We start from the raw sequence: 13,741 nt of genomic DNA on the forward strand, positions 1-13,741 counted from the left end.
GACAGTCGTGGCATCGATCATGACCTTAGTGATATTTCACTGCTCTTGACACTTACCTTTATAGTGGGGTGAGATGCGTCAGGAGTGATTCTTTATATATTTGGCTTGGAGTTAACTGGTATGTCTAACCAGAGAATTCGTATCCGTTTGAAGTCTTTTGATCACCGTTTAATTGATCAATCAGCTCAAGAAATCGTAGAAACAGCAAAACGTACTGGCGCACAAGTTTGTGGTCCAATTCCAATGCCTACACGCATTGAACGTTTTAACGTTTTAACATCACCACACGTTAACAAAGATGCGCGTGACCAATACGAGATCCGCACTTATAAACGTTTGATCGACATCGTTCAACCTACAGACAAAACTGTAGATGCATTGATGAAGTTAGATCTTGCAGCTGGTGTTGATGTTCAGATCGCATTGGGTTAAGGCTTTCGGGTTAATTAACGCTCTAAGTTAATTAGGCCGCTTTTTTAGAGGTTTATGCACATGGCTATTGGTTTAGTCGGTCGCAAGTGCGGTATGACACGTATCTTTACAGATGCTGGTGTTTCTGTGCCTGTTACAGTGATTGAGGTTGATCCTAACCGCATCACTCAAATCAAAACGCTTGAAACTGATGGTTATCAAGCGATTCAAATCACTACTGGTGAACGTCGCGAATCTCGCGTAACTAACGCTCAGAAAGGTCACTTTGCGAAAGCGGGTGTTGCTGCTGGTCGTCTAGTTCAAGAATTCCGTGCAACAGAAGCTGATCTTGAAGGTCGTGAAGTTGGTGGAACTATCGGTGTAGACATGTTCACAGTTGGTCAAGTAGTTGACGTAACTGGTCAGTCGAAAGGTAAAGGTTTCCAAGGTGGTGTTAAGCGTTGGAACTTCCGTACGCAAGATGCTACTCACGGTAACTCAGTTTCTCACCGTGTTCTAGGTTCTACAGGTCAAAACCAGACTCCTGGTCGCGTGTTCAAAGGCAAAAAAATGGCTGGCCATTTAGGTGCTGAACGCGTAACTGTACAGGGTCTAGAAATTGTATCTATCGACGCAGAACGTTCAGTTTTAGTAGTGAAGGGTGCGATTCCTGGCGCTACTGGTGGTGACGTAACTGTTCGTCCTACGATCAAGGCCTGAGGGGAAATAACGTGAATTTAAATACTGTTTCCGGCTCTGCTGTTGAATTATCAGAAGTTGCGTTCGGTCGTGAATTCAATGAAGCTCTTGTACATCAGGTTGTTACAGCTTATTTAGCTGGTGGCCGTCAAGGTTCAAAAGCTCAGAAATCACGTGCAGACGTTTCTGGCGGTGGCAAAAAGCCATTCCGTCAAAAAGGTACTGGTCGCGCTCGTGCTGGTTCTATTCGTAGCCCAATCTGGGTAGGTGGTGGTAAAACTTTTGCTGCTCGCCCACAAGATTGGTCTCAAAAAGTTAACCGCAAAATGTATCGCGGTGCAATGCAATGTATCTTAGCTGAACTTGTTCGCCAAGATCGTCTTGTATTGGTTGAAGAGTTTGCTGTTGCTGCTCCAAAAACTAAAGAGTTGCTTGCAAAACTTAACGACTTGAATGCTACTCGTGCATTGATCGTTACAGAATCTGTAGATGAGAATCTATACCTTGCAGCGCGCAACATTCCACACGTTGATGTGGTTGATGCTGCTGCTATCGATCCTGTTAGCTTGATTGCGTTCGATAAAGTTGTTATGTCTGTAGCTGCTGCTAAGAAAATTGAGGTAGAACTCGGATGAACAACGAACGTATCTATCAAGTCCTACAAGGACCTGTATTCTCAGAAAAAGCACAAGTTTTAGGCGAAACTGCTGGTGTTCAAGTTTTTAAAGTTGCACTTGATGCAAACAAACTTGAAATCAAAAAAGCAGTTGAGCAATTGTTTGGTGTTCAGGTTGTTAAAGTTAACACAACGATCACTAAAGGTAAGACTAAACGCTTTGGTAAAACATTAGGACGCCGTTCTGATGTTAAAAAAGCATACGTCACCCTGAAAGCTGGCCAAGATGTTGAAATGGCTGACTTGGGCGATACCGCTGAAAGCGCAGCGGAATAAGGACGAGAATTATGCCAATTCAAAAATGTAAGCCAACGTCTCCTGGACGTCGCTTTGTAGAGAAAGTCGTTCACGACCATCTTCACAAAGGCGCGCCTTATGCTCCGTTGGTTGAAGCTAAAAAACGTACTGGTGGTCGTAATAATAACGGTCACATCACGACTCGTCACGTTGGTGGCGGTCACAAGCAGCACTACCGTTTAGTTGACTTTAAACGTAACAAAGATGGTATTCCTGCAACTGTAGAGCGTATTGAATACGATCCTAACCGTACAGCACACATTGCACTAGTATTGTATGCTGATGGTGAGCGTCGCTACATCATTGCGCCTAAAGGCCTTCGCGCTGGCGATAAAGTTCAATCTGGTAACGATGCTCCAATTCGTCCAGGTAACTGTTTGCCGCTTCGCAACATGCCTATCGGTTCTACTCTTCACAACATCGAACTTAAAATCGGTAAGGGCGCGCAATTAGCTCGTTCTGCTGGTACTTCAGTTCAGTTGTTGGGTCGTGACGGTTCTTACGCTATCGTTCGTTTACGTTCTGGTGAAATGCGTAAAATTCACGTTGAGTGCCGTGCAGTTCTTGGTGAAGTTTCTAACCAAGAAAGCAACCTTCGTTCACTTGGTAAAGCAGGTGCAGCGCGCTGGCGTGGCGTTCGTCCTACCGTTCGTGGTATGGCGATGAACCCAGTAGATCACCCGCATGGTGGTGGTGAAGGTCGTAGCAAAGGTATTCAACCTGTAAGCCCATGGGGTCAAAAAGCTAAAGGGTACAAGACACGTACCAATAAGCGTACGACTAAGATGATTATTCGCGACCGTCGCGTTAAGTAACAAGTAAAGGAATCTGACAATGCCTCGTTCTCTGAAAAAAGGCCCATTCGTCGATGCGCACTTGTTCGCTAAGGTTGAAGCGGCTATCGCGGCTAATAACCGTAAGCCGATCAAAACTTGGTCGCGTCGTTCGATGATCCTCCCAGATTTTGTTGGTTTAACAATTTCTGTACATAATGGCCGTAACCATGTTCCAGTGATCGTATCTGAACATATGGTTGGTCACAAACTTGGTGAATTCGCGCCAACTCGTACCTATCGTGGTCACGGTGTTGACAAGAAATCTAAACGTTAAGGTGCTATGATGGAAGTTACTGCTAAATTACGCGGTGCCGCTATCTCGGCACAAAAAACTCGTTTGGTTGCAGACCTAATCCGTGGCAAATCTGTTGCTCACGCGCTTAATATTCTTAACTTCAGCAACAAAAAAGCTGCAGTTTTGGTTAAAAAAGCATTGGAATCTGCAATTGCAAACGCTGAACACAATAACAGTTTAGATGTAGACGACCTTAAGGTTACTACGATTTACGTTGATGAAGGTATGAGCCTTAAACGTATTATGCCACGTGCTAAAGGCCGTGCAGATCGTATTACTAAGCGTACTTGTCACATTACCGTTAAGGTAGGGGTTTGATATGGGTCAGAAGGTTCATCCAATCGGTATCCGCCTTGGTGTTGTAAAACGTCATAACGCCAACTGGTATGCGAGTCCGAAACAATACGCTGAATACTTGCTTAAAGATCTTCAAGTTCGTGAGTTTTTAACTAAAAAACTTAAGAATGCAATGATCAGCAATATTCTTATCGAACGTCCTACGGGCGCTGCTAAAGTAACTATTAGCACTGCACGTCCTGGTATCGTTATCGGTAAAAAAGGCGAAGACATTGAGAAACTACAGCGTGAACTTACTCAAATTATGGGTACTCCAGCGCAAGTAAGTATCAATGAAATCGATCGCCCAGACTTAGACGCTCGTTTAGTTGCTGAAGCTATCGCTTCTCAATTAGAAAAACGTGTAATGTTCCGTCGTGCTATGAAGCGTGCGGTTCAAAACACAATGCGTGCTGGTGCTAAAGGTATCAAAGTTGAAGTATCAGGCCGTTTAGGTGGTGCTGAGATTGCTCGTACTGAATGGTATCGTGAAGGTCGCGTACCTTTGCATACACTTCGTGCAGACATCGATTATTCAACTATGCGTGCTGAAACGACTTACGGTACGATTGGTGTTAAAGTTTGGATCTTCCGTGGTGAGATCTTGGGTGGCATGAAACAAGTCATGAACCCAGCTCCAGCTGAAGAACGTCCAGCTAAACGCGGTCGTGGTCGTGGTGAAGGTCAAGAGCGTCGTGGTCGTCGCAATGATCGTTCTGCTGAAAAAGGAGAATAATCCATGTTACAACCTAAACGTACTAAATTCCGTAAAGTGCAGAAAGGCCGTAACACTGGTCTAGCTCACCGCGGTAGCTCGGTATCTTTTGGTACAATCGCACTTAAATCTGTTGAGCGTGGTCAAATGACTGCTCGTCAAATTGAAGCAGCGCGTCGTACAATCAGCCGTCGTATTAAACGTGGTGGTAAGATCTTTATCCGTGTTTTCCCAGACAAGCCAATTACTTCTAAGCCTCTTGAAGTGCGTATGGGTAAAGGTAAAGGTTCTGTGGAATACTGGGTTTGTCAAATCAAACCAGGTAAAGTCTTGTACGAAATTGATGGTGTTAACGAAGAATTGGCTCGCGAAGCGTTTACGCTTGCAGCTGCTAAACTTCCGTTTAAAACCACTATCGTGACTCGGACGGTAATGTAATGAAAACTAAAGATCTACGTGAAAAGTCGGTAGAAGAGTTGACAGCTTTGCTTGATGAGCAACAGCTTAACCAATTCCGTCTTCGTATGGCAAAAGCAACTGGTCAATTGGGTAAATCGCACGAAGTTGCGCTTACTCGTAAGACAATTGCTCGTATTAAGACACTCCTTACCGAAAAACAGGGGAACGGACAATGAGTGAACAAACAGTTCGCACGTTAACCGGCAAAGTAGTAAGCGACAAAATGGACAAGTCTATTGTCGTACTTATCGAACGCCGCGTTCAACACCCGTTGTATGGCAAATCAATCCGCCGTTCAACTAAATTACATGCTCACGATGAGAACAACACAGCTAAAACTGGCGACGTTGTGACTATCAAAGAAAGCCGCCCAATTTCTAAAACTAAGTCTTGGACTCTAGTTGAAGTTGTTGAAGCTGCTGCTGAGTAATTAGACGTATCTGTTGCATCATCGGTTAATTTCGAGTACTCTTTGAGCCTTTCGAAATTGTGACCGGTGATGCTCGGTTTTGGAGTAGGGCAATGATTCAAACCGAAAGTATGCTAGACGTAGCAGACAATAGTGGTGCTCGCCGCGTACAATGTATTAAAGTACTTGGTGGTTCACACCGTCGTTATGCTTCTGTTGGCGACATTATTAAAGTTACTGTAAAAGAAGCTATTCCACGCGCACGTGTTAAAAAAGGTGACGTGATGAATGCTGTTGTAGTTCGTACAAAATTCGGTATCCGTCGTCCAGACGGTTCAGTAATTCGTTTCGACGATAATGCTGCTGTGATTTTGAACAACAACAAAGCGCCGATTGCAACTCGTATTTTCGGACCAGTGACTCGTGAACTTCGTACTGAACAGTTCATGAAAATTATTTCACTGGCTCCTGAAGTTCTATAAGAGGCAATCATGGCTAAGATTAAAAAAGGCGATCAAGTTATTGTGATCGCAGGTAAAGAAAAAGGCAAACAGGGTACTGTTCTGTCTGTTTCAAATGACCGTGTTATGGTTGAAGGCCTTAACTTGGTTAAGAAGCATCAAAAGCCGAACCGTGCAACAGGTGCTGAAGGCGCTGTAGTTACACAAGAAGCTTCGCTTCATATCTCTAACGTGGCAATTTTTAATGCTACAACCCAAAAGGCTGACCGTGTTGGTTACCAAGTGACTGAAGGCGTGAAAACTCGCGTTTACAAATCAAATGGTGAATCAGTGGCGGTAGCGAAGTAATAGGTTGAGAAGGCAATGGCCAGACTTAAAACGCGTTACAATGACGAACTTAAAGCTCAATTACAAGAGACTTTAGGCGTTAAAAATGTGATGGATATCCCTCGCATTACTAAAATCACGATCAACATGGGTGTTGGTGCAGCTGCTGCTGACAAAAAACTCCTTGATGGTGCTCTTGCTGATATGCAAGCAATCGCTGGTCAAAAACCAGTGCTTACATTAGCTCGCAAATCAATCGCTGGTTTCAAAATCCGTGATGGTTGGCCGATAGGTTGTAAAGTTACTTTACGCGGCGAACGTATGTACGAATTCTTAGACCGTTTGATCTCAATCGCGATCCCTCGTATCCGTGACTTCCGTGGTTTCTCTGCGAAATCATTTGACGGTCGTGGCAACTACTCAATGGGTCTTAAGGAACAAATCATGTTCCCTGAAATCGATTTTGATAAGATTGATCGTATTCGTGGTATGGATATTACCATCACTACGACTGCTCGCACCGATGACGAAGGCCGTGCGCTTATGCGTGCATTCGGCTTCCCGTTCAAATAAGAGGTCGATATGGCTAAGAAAAGTATGATTAATCGCGAATTGAAACGCGAAGCTACTGTTGCTAAATACGCTGCAAAACGTGCTGAATTAAAAGCTATTATTGCAAACGTAAATGCTAGCGACGAAGAGCGTTTCGAAGCGATGATGAAATTCCAAGCATTACCACGTAATGCGTCTCCAGTACGTTTACGTAACCGTTGTGGTTTAACTGGTCGTCCTCATGGTTACTTCCGTAAGTTCGGTTTAAGCCGTAACAAATTACGCGATACAGTAATGCAAGGTGATGTACCGGGCGTTGTTAAGGCAAGCTGGTAAGGAGCGCTATAGATGAGTATGCAAGATACCGTTGCCGACATGTTAACTCGTGTTCGTAACGCGCAAATGGCAAAGAAACAAACAGTTTCTATGCCTAACTCTAAGTTGAAGGTTGCTATTGCAAACGTTCTTCAACAAGAAGGTTACATTTCAAATGTAGAAGTTGCTGATGCTGAAGGTAAAGCAACTCTTACTTTGACTTTAAAGTATTTCGAAGGCAAGCCAGTTATCGAAACTGTGAAACGCGTAAGCCGTCCAGGTCTACGTCAGTATCGCGGTAAAGATGCACTTCCGAGCGTTAAGCAAGGTTTAGGTATTGCAATTGTTTCTACAAGCAAAGGCATCATGACTGATCGCGCTGCACGTGCTGCAGGTATCGGTGGTGAAGTTATTGCTTTTGTTTCTTAATAGGTGATTCCTCATGTCTCGTGTGGCTAAAGCCCCAGTAACTGTACCTAACGGTGTAACAGTTACTCAGAACGGCCGGCAGGTCGAAGTGAAAGGTAGCAAAGGTACTTTGTCTTTCACCCTGCATGCGCTGGTCGAGCTTAAACAGGAAGACGGTATTTTAGCAATTGCTCCAAAAGCTGAGTCGAAAGACGCTTGGATGCAAGCTGGTACTGCTCGCGCTGTGCTTAACAACCTTGTAAAAGGTGTGAGCGAAGGCTTCGAACGTAAGTTACAACTTATCGGTGTTGGTTATAAAGCTGCGGTTAAAGGTAACATTGTTAACCTTAACCTTGGTTTCTCTCACCCGATCGACTATACGCTTCCTGAAGGTGTAACTGCTGAAACTCCTACAGCAACTGAAATTGTTCTTAAATCTGCTGATAAAGCACGTTTAGGTCAGGTTGCTGCAGATATCCGTGGTTACCGTCCACCAGAGCCTTATAAAGGTAAAGGTGTTCGTTATTCTGACGAAGTTGTTCTTCGTAAAGAAGCTAAGAAGAAATAAGGCGCGAGGTTCTTATGAACGAAAAGAAACAATCCCGTTTGCGTCGTGCGAAAAGCACACGCTTGCACATCCGTGCGTTGGGTGCGACTCGTTTGTGTGTAAACCGCACTCCGCGTCACATCTATGCTCAAGTTATTTCAGCAGATGGTGGCAAAGTTTTAGCGCAAGCTTCAACTTTAGATGCTACTTTACGTGCTGGTACAACTGGTAACGTTGAAGCAGCTACTAAAGTAGGTGCTTTAATCGCAGAACGCGCTAAAGCAGCTGGTGTTACTAAAGTTGCATTTGACCGTTCTGGTTTCAAATATCATGGTCGTATCAAAGCCTTGGCTGATGCTGCTCGTGAAAACGGCTTGGAGTTCTAATCATGGCTAAAGTTGAACAAAACGAAGGTCTTGTTGAAAAGCTGGTTGCCGTTGATCGTGTAGCCAAAGTTGTTAAGGGTGGTCGTATCTTCTCTTTCACAGCATTGACTGTGGTTGGTGATGGTAATGGTCGTGTAGGTTTTGGTCGTGGTAAAGCACGTGAAGTTCCAGCTGCTATTTCTAAAGCACTTGAAGCTGCTCGTCGCAACATGATTACTGTTGACCTTGTTAACGGTACTGTACAGCACCCTATTAACGCGCGTCACGGTGCAAGCCGTGTTTACATGCAGCCTGCTTCTGAGGGTACTGGTGTAATCGCTGGTGGTGCTATGCGTGCAGTTCTAGAAGCTGTAGGCGTACGTAACGTATTAACAAAATGTTATGGTTCTACTAACGCTGCGAACGTAGTAAACGCGACTTTTAACGGTCTGCGTGATATGACTTCTCCTGAGAAGGTTGCTGCGAAACGTGGTCTTACAGTAGAACAAATTCAAGGGTAATCAATCATGAAAACGATTAAAGTTACCCAGACTAAATCTTCTGCGCATCGCTTGAAAAATCACAAGCTTAGCCTACAAGGTTTAGGTCTGCGTCGTATTGGTCATACTGTAGAAGTGCAAGATACGCCTTCTAACCGTGGTATGATCAACCAAGTCTACTATATGGTTAGTGTAGAGGAATAAGCCATGACTCTGCGTTTAAATGAGCTTGCACCTGCTGAAGGTGCAAAACGTGAAAATCGTCGTCTAGGCCGTGGTATCGGTTCTGGCGTTGGTAAGACTGGTGGCCGTGGTGTCAAAGGTCAGAATTCACGTAAGAGCGGTGGTACTCGTCCAGGCTTTGAAGGCGGTCAAACAGCGTTATATCGTCGTTTACCTAAATTCGGTTTCACTAGCCAAATCGCTTTAAAAACTGCTGAAGTACGTTTATCTGAGCTTACTAAAGTGGACGGCGACATCGTTAGCCTAGAAACTTTAAAAGCTGCAAACGTTGTACGTAAAGATATGTTACGTGCTCGTATCGTACTTTCTGGTGAAATTACTCGTGCATTCACTGTTCAAGGTGTTGCTGTGACTAAAGGCGCTAAAGCTGCTGTTGAAGCTGCTGGCGGTAAAGTCGAGGAGTAATCGCTAGTGTCTATGTCTCCTAGTTCTTCAGGTCATGTCAATATGATGAAAGGCCAGCCATTTCATGTGAAATACCGTGAAATTATTCGCCGCATGATGTTTCTCATCGGTGCATTATTGGTTTTTCGACTAGGAGCACATATTCCAGTACCAGGCATTAATAATGCCGCACTTGAAAATCTTTTTAATGCAAACCAAGGCACGATCCTTGGTTTGTTTAACATGTTTTCAGGTGGTGCATTAGAGCGTATGTCCATTCTTGCTCTTGGGATTATGCCGTACATTTCTGCATCGATTATCGTGCAATTAATGTCTACAGTTATTCCTTCGCTGGAAGCTTTAAAGAAAGAAGGCGAACAAGGCAAGCGTAAGATTAATCAATATACGCGACAGGGTACATTGTTCCTTGCACTCGTGCAGGCAATTGGGATGTGTGCTGGTCTGATCAGTCAAGGGATTACCTTAACTGCAGGTCTGGCTTTCTACGTACCAGCTGTAACCTCTTTGGTTGCAGGTACAATGTTCTTGATGTGGTTAGGTGAACAAATTACCGAACGTGGGGTGGGTAATGGTATTTCCATGATCATCTTCGCCGGTATCGTTGCAGGTTTGCCGAATTTAATTCTGCAATCAATATCATCAGTAGATAATGGTCAAACCAGTCTAATCGGCTTGGTTATTTTTGGCGTGTTGTCTCTGGCTGTATTAGCTGCAATTGTGTTTATTGAGAAGGCGCAACGTCGTATTCCAGTAAACTATGCTCAAAAACAACAAGGACGTCGTGTATTTACTGCACAACAGTCGCATCTGCCATTAAAAATTAATATGGCTGGTGTGATCCCAGCGATTTTCGCAAGTTCATTGCTTTTATTCCCTGCGAGCTTAGGGCAATGGGTGGGTAGTGCAGATCCGAATGCGGGTATTATCAAACGTAGTTTGCAAGATTTGGCATTGGTGCTTTCGCCTGGTCAGCCGTTGTATTTGGTGCTCTTTGGTGCGTTAATTATCTTTTTCTGTTACTTTTATACAGCGCTTGTATTTAGCCCGAAAGAAGTATCGGAAAACTTGAAACGCAGCGGGGCTTATGTACCTGGTATTCGTCCAGGTGAGCAAACTGCTCGTTACTTAGATCATATTCTTAACCGTTTGACATTTATTGGCGCGATTTATATCACCATCATTTGCTTAATGCCGATGATTTTACAAAGCTCATTTGGTATTCCATTCTCTTTAGGTGGAACATCTTTGCTTATTGTTGTGGTGGTAGTGATGGACTTTATGGCTCAGCTGCAAGCTCATCTGACCTCGCATCAGTACGATAATCAAACGTTAATGAGAAAAACGACTGCTCATCCTAAGGGATAAGCGCACTTGAGGTTTCATCATGAAAGTACAAGCTTCTGTAAAGAAAATTTGTGGTAGCTGTAAAGTTATCCGTCGTAATGGGGTTATTCGCGTAATTTGTAGCGCAGAACCTCGTCATAAGCAGCGTCAAGGTTAATCTGATCAAGACCTGTTGATTTCAGTAGGCTAATTAGGTTATTATCCGCCCCTCAAGATTTTTGTGGGGCGGTTGATTGTCTTAACTGCCTTTTTGGAGAAAATTGAATGGCTCGTATTGCCGGTGTAAACATTCCGGATAACAAGCATGCTGTTATCTCTCTAACGTACATCTTTGGTGTAGGTCGCCACACTGCTAAGAATATCTTGGCTACTGTTGGTATCGCGCCGACTACAAAGATCCGTGAATTAGATGACGCTCAGCTTGATGCGATTCGTGCAGAAGTTGCTAAGGTTCCGACCGAAGGTGATTTACGTCGCGAAATTTCCATGAACATTAAACGTTTAATGGATTTAGGCTGCTACCGCGGTCTTCGTCATCGTCGCAGCTTGCCTGTCCGTGGACAACGCACCAAAACTAACGCACGTACCCGTAAAGGTCCGCGCAAACCTATTAAGAAATAAGATTTCTGGAAGCTAAAAGATGGCTAAAGATACTCGCACACGCAAGAAGGTCACTCGTACCGTCTCTGAAGGTGTTGCACACATTCACGCTTCTTTTAATAACACCATTGTGACTATTACCGATCGTCAAGGTAATGCACTGGCTTGGGCTACCTCTGGTGGACAAGGCTTCCGTGGATCACGTAAATCAACACCGTTTGCTGCTCAGGTAGCTGCTGAAGTTGCTGGTAAAGCTGCTTTGGATTACGGTTTGAAAAACTTGGACGTCCTTGTAAAAGGTCCTGGTCCTGGTCGTGAATCTGCGGTTCGTGCTTTAGGTGCAGTGGGTTATAAAATTAACAGCATTACCGATGTGACGCCAATCCCGCACAACGGTTGCCGTCCACCTAAAAAACGTCGCGTGTAAGGAGAAACATTCATGGCTCGTTATATTGGTCCAAAATGCAAACTCTCTCGCCGCGAAGGGACAGACCTGCAATTAAAATCTGGCGTTAAACCATTTGACGTCAAAACTAAAAAAGCTGCTAAAGCTCCTGGCCAACATGGCGGAGCGCGTGGTGGCAAACAATCTGAGTACTCACTACAATTACGTGAAAAACAAAAAGTACGTCGTATGTACGGTGTTTTAGAACGTCAATTTAGTAATTACTATAAAGAAGCTGCTCGTGTGAAAGGCGCAACTGGTGAAAACTTGTTGAAACTGCTTGAAAGCCGTCTTGATAACGTCGTTTATCGCATGGGTTTTGGTTCTACACGTGCAGAAGCTCGTCAGCTTGTATCTCACCGCTCGATCACTTTGAATGGCCGTCGTGTTAACATCGCGTCAATCCAAGTTAAAGCTGGTGATGTAATTGCTGTGCATGAAGGTGCTAAACAACAATTGCGTATTAAAAACGCAGTTGAATTAGCTGCACAACGTGGTATTCCTTCTTGGATGGAAATCGACCATTCTAAGCTGGAAGGTACGTTTAAAGCTGCACCAGATCGTTCAGATTTACCTGCTGAAATCAACGAAAGCTTGATTGTAGAATTGTATTCTAAATAATCCTTGAGGTAGCAATATGACGCGTACTGCAAATGAGTTTCTAACTCCGCAAGCGATCAAGGTCGAAGCGGTTAGCGGGACCTCGGCAAAAGTTATTCTAGAACCCTTAGAGCGTGGCTTTGGTCATACTCTGGGCAATGCTTTACGTCGCATCCTTCTTTCTTCTTTACCTGGCGCTGCTGTGGTTGAAGTTGAGATTGAAGGTGTCGAGCACGAGTACAGTACTTTGGAAGGCTTGCAGCAGGACATCGTCGAGCTCTTGCTGAACCTAAAAGGATTGTCTATTAAGCTGTTCGATCAAAATGAAGCTTATTTGACATTAGAGAAGCAAGGTCCTGGCGACGTAACTGCCGCTGACCTTCGTTTACCTCATAATGTTGAAGTGGTTAACCCTGAACATTTGATCGGTACTTTAAGTGCTTCAGGCTCATTAAAAATGCGCTTGAAAGTTTCTCAAGGTCGTGGTTATGAAACTTCTGACTCGCGTTTCCCAGAAGGCGAAACTCGCCCTGTAGGTCGCTTACAGTTAGATGCTTCTTATAGCCCTATCAAACGTGTGTCTTATACAGTAGAAAATGCTCGTGTAGAACAACGTACAGACCTTGATAAATTGGTCATTGATCTTGAGACCAACGGTACAGTTGATCCTGAAGAAGCGATCCGCAAAGCGGCGACAATCTTGCAACAACAAATTGCAATTTTTGTTGACCTTCAGAAAGATCAAGCTCCTGTTGCTCAAGAACCTCGTGAAGAAGTTGATCCGATTTTGCTTCGTCCAGTAGATGATCTAGAGCTTACTGTTCGTTCTGCTAACTGTTTGAAAGCAGAAAACATTTACTACATTGGTGATCTTGTACAGCGCACTGAGGTTGAGTTACTCAAAACTCCTAACCTTGGTAAAAAATCGCTTACTGAGATCAAAGATGTTCTGGCTTCAAAAGGCTTACAACTCGGCATGCGTTTAGAGAACTGGCCACCAGCTAGTCTCCGTATGGACGATCGTTTCGCCTATCGTAGCCGTTAATTAAGTAGGACTATCACCATGCGTCATCGTAATAGTGGTGTGAAATTAGGCCGTACAAGCAGCCATCGTAAAGCGATGTTTCAAAACATGGCTAACTCTTTGTTTGAGCACGAGTTGATCAAAACAACTGTGCCTAAAGCAAAAGAGTTACGTCGTGTAGCTGAGCCTTTAATCACTTTAGCTAAAAACGATACTGTTGCAAACCGTCGCTTAGCGTTTGCTCGTACTCGTTCAGCAGCAACTGTTGGTAAATTATTTACCGTTCTTGGCCCTCGTTACAAAGAACGTAACGGCGGTTATCTACGTGTTCTTAAAGCGGGCTTCCGTGCAGGTGATGCTGCGCCGATGGCTTACGTTGAACTAGTAGATCGCGAAGTTAAATAATTTCGTAGAACTATTCAGTTGTTCTTAGAAAAAGACCAGTGTTTCACTGGTCTTTTTTTATGGGTTT

Annotated in this window: 27 protein-coding genes and 1 pseudogene; all 28 read left to right on the forward strand. The window is 44.1% G+C overall.

Translation table 11 applies throughout. The features are described from left to right. Positions 1 to 120: 120 nt before the first annotated feature. The 28 genes and pseudogenes from rpsJ to rplQ all read left to right on the forward strand — a co-directional run bounded on the left by rpsJ (position 121) and on the right by rplQ (position 13,674). Positions 121 to 432 carry a 30S ribosomal protein S10 gene (rpsJ, locus tag CDG62_RS04685; RefSeq protein WP_000070912.1) on the forward strand — a complete coding sequence of 104 codons (312 nt, stop codon included), beginning with the start codon at positions 121 to 123 and terminating at the stop codon, positions 430 to 432. 60 nt (positions 433 to 492) lie between these two features. Next, entirely contained in the window at positions 493 to 1,131 is a 639-nt protein-coding gene (rplC, locus tag CDG62_RS04690; RefSeq protein ID WP_010327592.1) for a 50S ribosomal protein L3, read from the forward strand. Positions 1,132 to 1,142: 11 nt separating this feature from the next. After that, positions 1,143 to 1,745 (forward strand): 50S ribosomal protein L4, encoded by a 603-nt coding sequence (rplD, locus tag CDG62_RS04695; RefSeq protein WP_004691326.1) that lies wholly within the window; start codon positions 1,143 to 1,145, stop codon positions 1,743 to 1,745. Beyond that, on the forward strand, positions 1,742 to 2,062 hold the full coding sequence (gene rplW / locus CDG62_RS04700; RefSeq protein ID WP_004691323.1) for a 50S ribosomal protein L23: 321 nt from the start codon (positions 1,742 to 1,744) through the stop codon (positions 2,060 to 2,062). Before rplD ends, rplW begins: the two co-directional genes overlap by 4 nt. 11 nt (positions 2,063 to 2,073) lie before the next feature. Continuing rightward, positions 2,074 to 2,898: a 50S ribosomal protein L2 gene (gene rplB / locus CDG62_RS04705; protein WP_004691322.1), complete on the forward strand. Its 825-nt coding sequence runs from the start codon at positions 2,074 to 2,076 to the stop codon at positions 2,896 to 2,898. Positions 2,899 to 2,917: 19 nt separating this feature from the next. Beyond that, positions 2,918 to 3,193: a 30S ribosomal protein S19 gene (gene rpsS / locus CDG62_RS04710; RefSeq protein ID WP_004281508.1), complete on the forward strand. Its 276-nt coding sequence runs from the start codon at positions 2,918 to 2,920 to the stop codon at positions 3,191 to 3,193. Between the two features lie 9 nt (positions 3,194 to 3,202). Then, positions 3,203 to 3,532, forward strand: a complete 330-nt coding sequence (rplV, locus tag CDG62_RS04715; protein WP_065994096.1) for a 50S ribosomal protein L22 — start codon at positions 3,203 to 3,205, stop codon at positions 3,530 to 3,532. A 1-nt stretch (position 3,533) separates the two neighbouring features. Next, positions 3,534 to 4,350, forward strand: a pseudogene (rpsC, locus tag CDG62_RS04720) (30S ribosomal protein S3). Further along, positions 4,290 to 4,703 (forward strand): 50S ribosomal protein L16, encoded by a 414-nt coding sequence (gene rplP, locus CDG62_RS04725; RefSeq protein WP_004691317.1) that lies wholly within the window; start codon positions 4,290 to 4,292, stop codon positions 4,701 to 4,703. Before rpsC ends, rplP begins: the two are co-directional and overlap by 61 nt. Then, a complete protein-coding gene (gene rpmC, locus CDG62_RS04730; RefSeq protein WP_004650482.1) occupies positions 4,703 to 4,900 on the forward strand; it encodes a 50S ribosomal protein L29 in 198 nt (65 codons plus the stop codon). The genes rplP and rpmC overlap by 1 nt, the downstream gene beginning before the upstream one ends. Continuing rightward, positions 4,897 to 5,154 (forward strand): 30S ribosomal protein S17, encoded by a 258-nt coding sequence (rpsQ, locus tag CDG62_RS04735; RefSeq protein WP_004691314.1) that lies wholly within the window; start codon positions 4,897 to 4,899, stop codon positions 5,152 to 5,154. The genes rpmC and rpsQ overlap by 4 nt, the downstream gene beginning before the upstream one ends. 92 nt (positions 5,155 to 5,246) lie before the next feature. Then, positions 5,247 to 5,615, forward strand: a complete 369-nt coding sequence (rplN, locus tag CDG62_RS04740) for a 50S ribosomal protein L14 (protein WP_004657680.1) — start codon at positions 5,247 to 5,249, stop codon at positions 5,613 to 5,615. A gap of 9 nt (positions 5,616 to 5,624) precedes the next feature. Continuing rightward, positions 5,625 to 5,942 carry a 50S ribosomal protein L24 gene (gene rplX / locus CDG62_RS04745; RefSeq protein WP_004691313.1) on the forward strand — a complete coding sequence of 106 codons (318 nt, stop codon included), beginning with the start codon at positions 5,625 to 5,627 and terminating at the stop codon, positions 5,940 to 5,942. Between the two features lie 15 nt (positions 5,943 to 5,957). Next, positions 5,958 to 6,494 carry a 50S ribosomal protein L5 gene (rplE, locus tag CDG62_RS04750; RefSeq protein WP_087527385.1) on the forward strand — a complete coding sequence of 179 codons (537 nt, stop codon included), beginning with the start codon at positions 5,958 to 5,960 and terminating at the stop codon, positions 6,492 to 6,494. Between the two features lie 9 nt (positions 6,495 to 6,503). After that, positions 6,504 to 6,809 (forward strand): 30S ribosomal protein S14, encoded by a 306-nt coding sequence (rpsN, locus tag CDG62_RS04755; RefSeq protein WP_087527386.1) that lies wholly within the window; start codon positions 6,504 to 6,506, stop codon positions 6,807 to 6,809. Between the two features lie 12 nt (positions 6,810 to 6,821). Continuing rightward, complete coding sequence (gene rpsH / locus CDG62_RS04760) at positions 6,822 to 7,217, forward strand: 30S ribosomal protein S8 (RefSeq protein ID WP_004691308.1); 396 nt, start codon at positions 6,822 to 6,824, stop codon at positions 7,215 to 7,217. 13 nt (positions 7,218 to 7,230) lie between these two features. Continuing rightward, positions 7,231 to 7,764, forward strand: a complete 534-nt coding sequence (gene rplF / locus CDG62_RS04765) for a 50S ribosomal protein L6 (RefSeq protein WP_004691306.1) — start codon at positions 7,231 to 7,233, stop codon at positions 7,762 to 7,764. Positions 7,765 to 7,778: 14 nt separating this feature from the next. Next, a complete protein-coding gene (rplR, locus tag CDG62_RS04770; RefSeq protein ID WP_004650473.1) occupies positions 7,779 to 8,129 on the forward strand; it encodes a 50S ribosomal protein L18 in 351 nt (116 codons plus the stop codon). Between the two features lie 2 nt (positions 8,130 to 8,131). Beyond that, positions 8,132 to 8,629: a 30S ribosomal protein S5 gene (gene rpsE, locus CDG62_RS04775; RefSeq protein ID WP_004691304.1), complete on the forward strand. Its 498-nt coding sequence runs from the start codon at positions 8,132 to 8,134 to the stop codon at positions 8,627 to 8,629. Positions 8,630 to 8,635: 6 nt separating this feature from the next. Continuing rightward, entirely contained in the window at positions 8,636 to 8,812 is a 177-nt protein-coding gene (rpmD, locus tag CDG62_RS04780; RefSeq protein ID WP_004691302.1) for a 50S ribosomal protein L30, read from the forward strand. 3 nt (positions 8,813 to 8,815) lie between these two features. Beyond that, entirely contained in the window at positions 8,816 to 9,256 is a 441-nt protein-coding gene (gene rplO, locus CDG62_RS04785; protein WP_087527387.1) for a 50S ribosomal protein L15, read from the forward strand. A gap of 45 nt (positions 9,257 to 9,301) precedes the next feature. Further along, positions 9,302 to 10,621: a preprotein translocase subunit SecY gene (gene secY, locus CDG62_RS04790; protein ID WP_171054269.1), complete on the forward strand. Its 1,320-nt coding sequence runs from the start codon at positions 9,302 to 9,304 to the stop codon at positions 10,619 to 10,621. Positions 10,622 to 10,640: 19 nt separating this feature from the next. Continuing rightward, a complete protein-coding gene (gene rpmJ / locus CDG62_RS04795) occupies positions 10,641 to 10,757 on the forward strand; it encodes a 50S ribosomal protein L36 (protein WP_000867907.1) in 117 nt (38 codons plus the stop codon). 107 nt (positions 10,758 to 10,864) lie between these two features. Beyond that, complete coding sequence (gene rpsM, locus CDG62_RS04800; RefSeq protein WP_087527388.1) at positions 10,865 to 11,221, forward strand: 30S ribosomal protein S13; 357 nt, start codon at positions 10,865 to 10,867, stop codon at positions 11,219 to 11,221. Between the two features lie 19 nt (positions 11,222 to 11,240). Then, the gene (gene rpsK / locus CDG62_RS04805; RefSeq protein ID WP_001040166.1) at positions 11,241 to 11,627 is read left to right on the forward strand and encodes a 30S ribosomal protein S11; all 387 of its coding nucleotides are present in this window, start codon (positions 11,241 to 11,243) and stop codon (positions 11,625 to 11,627) included. Between the two features lie 12 nt (positions 11,628 to 11,639). Further along, on the forward strand, positions 11,640 to 12,266 hold the full coding sequence (gene rpsD / locus CDG62_RS04810; RefSeq protein ID WP_004691294.1) for a 30S ribosomal protein S4: 627 nt from the start codon (positions 11,640 to 11,642) through the stop codon (positions 12,264 to 12,266). 16 nt (positions 12,267 to 12,282) lie between these two features. After that, a complete protein-coding gene (locus tag CDG62_RS04815) occupies positions 12,283 to 13,290 on the forward strand; it encodes a DNA-directed RNA polymerase subunit alpha (RefSeq protein WP_004691292.1) in 1,008 nt (335 codons plus the stop codon). A gap of 18 nt (positions 13,291 to 13,308) precedes the next feature. Further along, entirely contained in the window at positions 13,309 to 13,674 is a 366-nt protein-coding gene (gene rplQ, locus CDG62_RS04820; protein ID WP_004691290.1) for a 50S ribosomal protein L17, read from the forward strand. Positions 13,675 to 13,741 lie beyond the last annotated feature (67 nt).

It is taken from the genome of Acinetobacter sp. WCHA55 (assembly GCF_002165305.2).
GTDB lineage: Bacteria > Pseudomonadota > Gammaproteobacteria > Pseudomonadales > Moraxellaceae > Acinetobacter.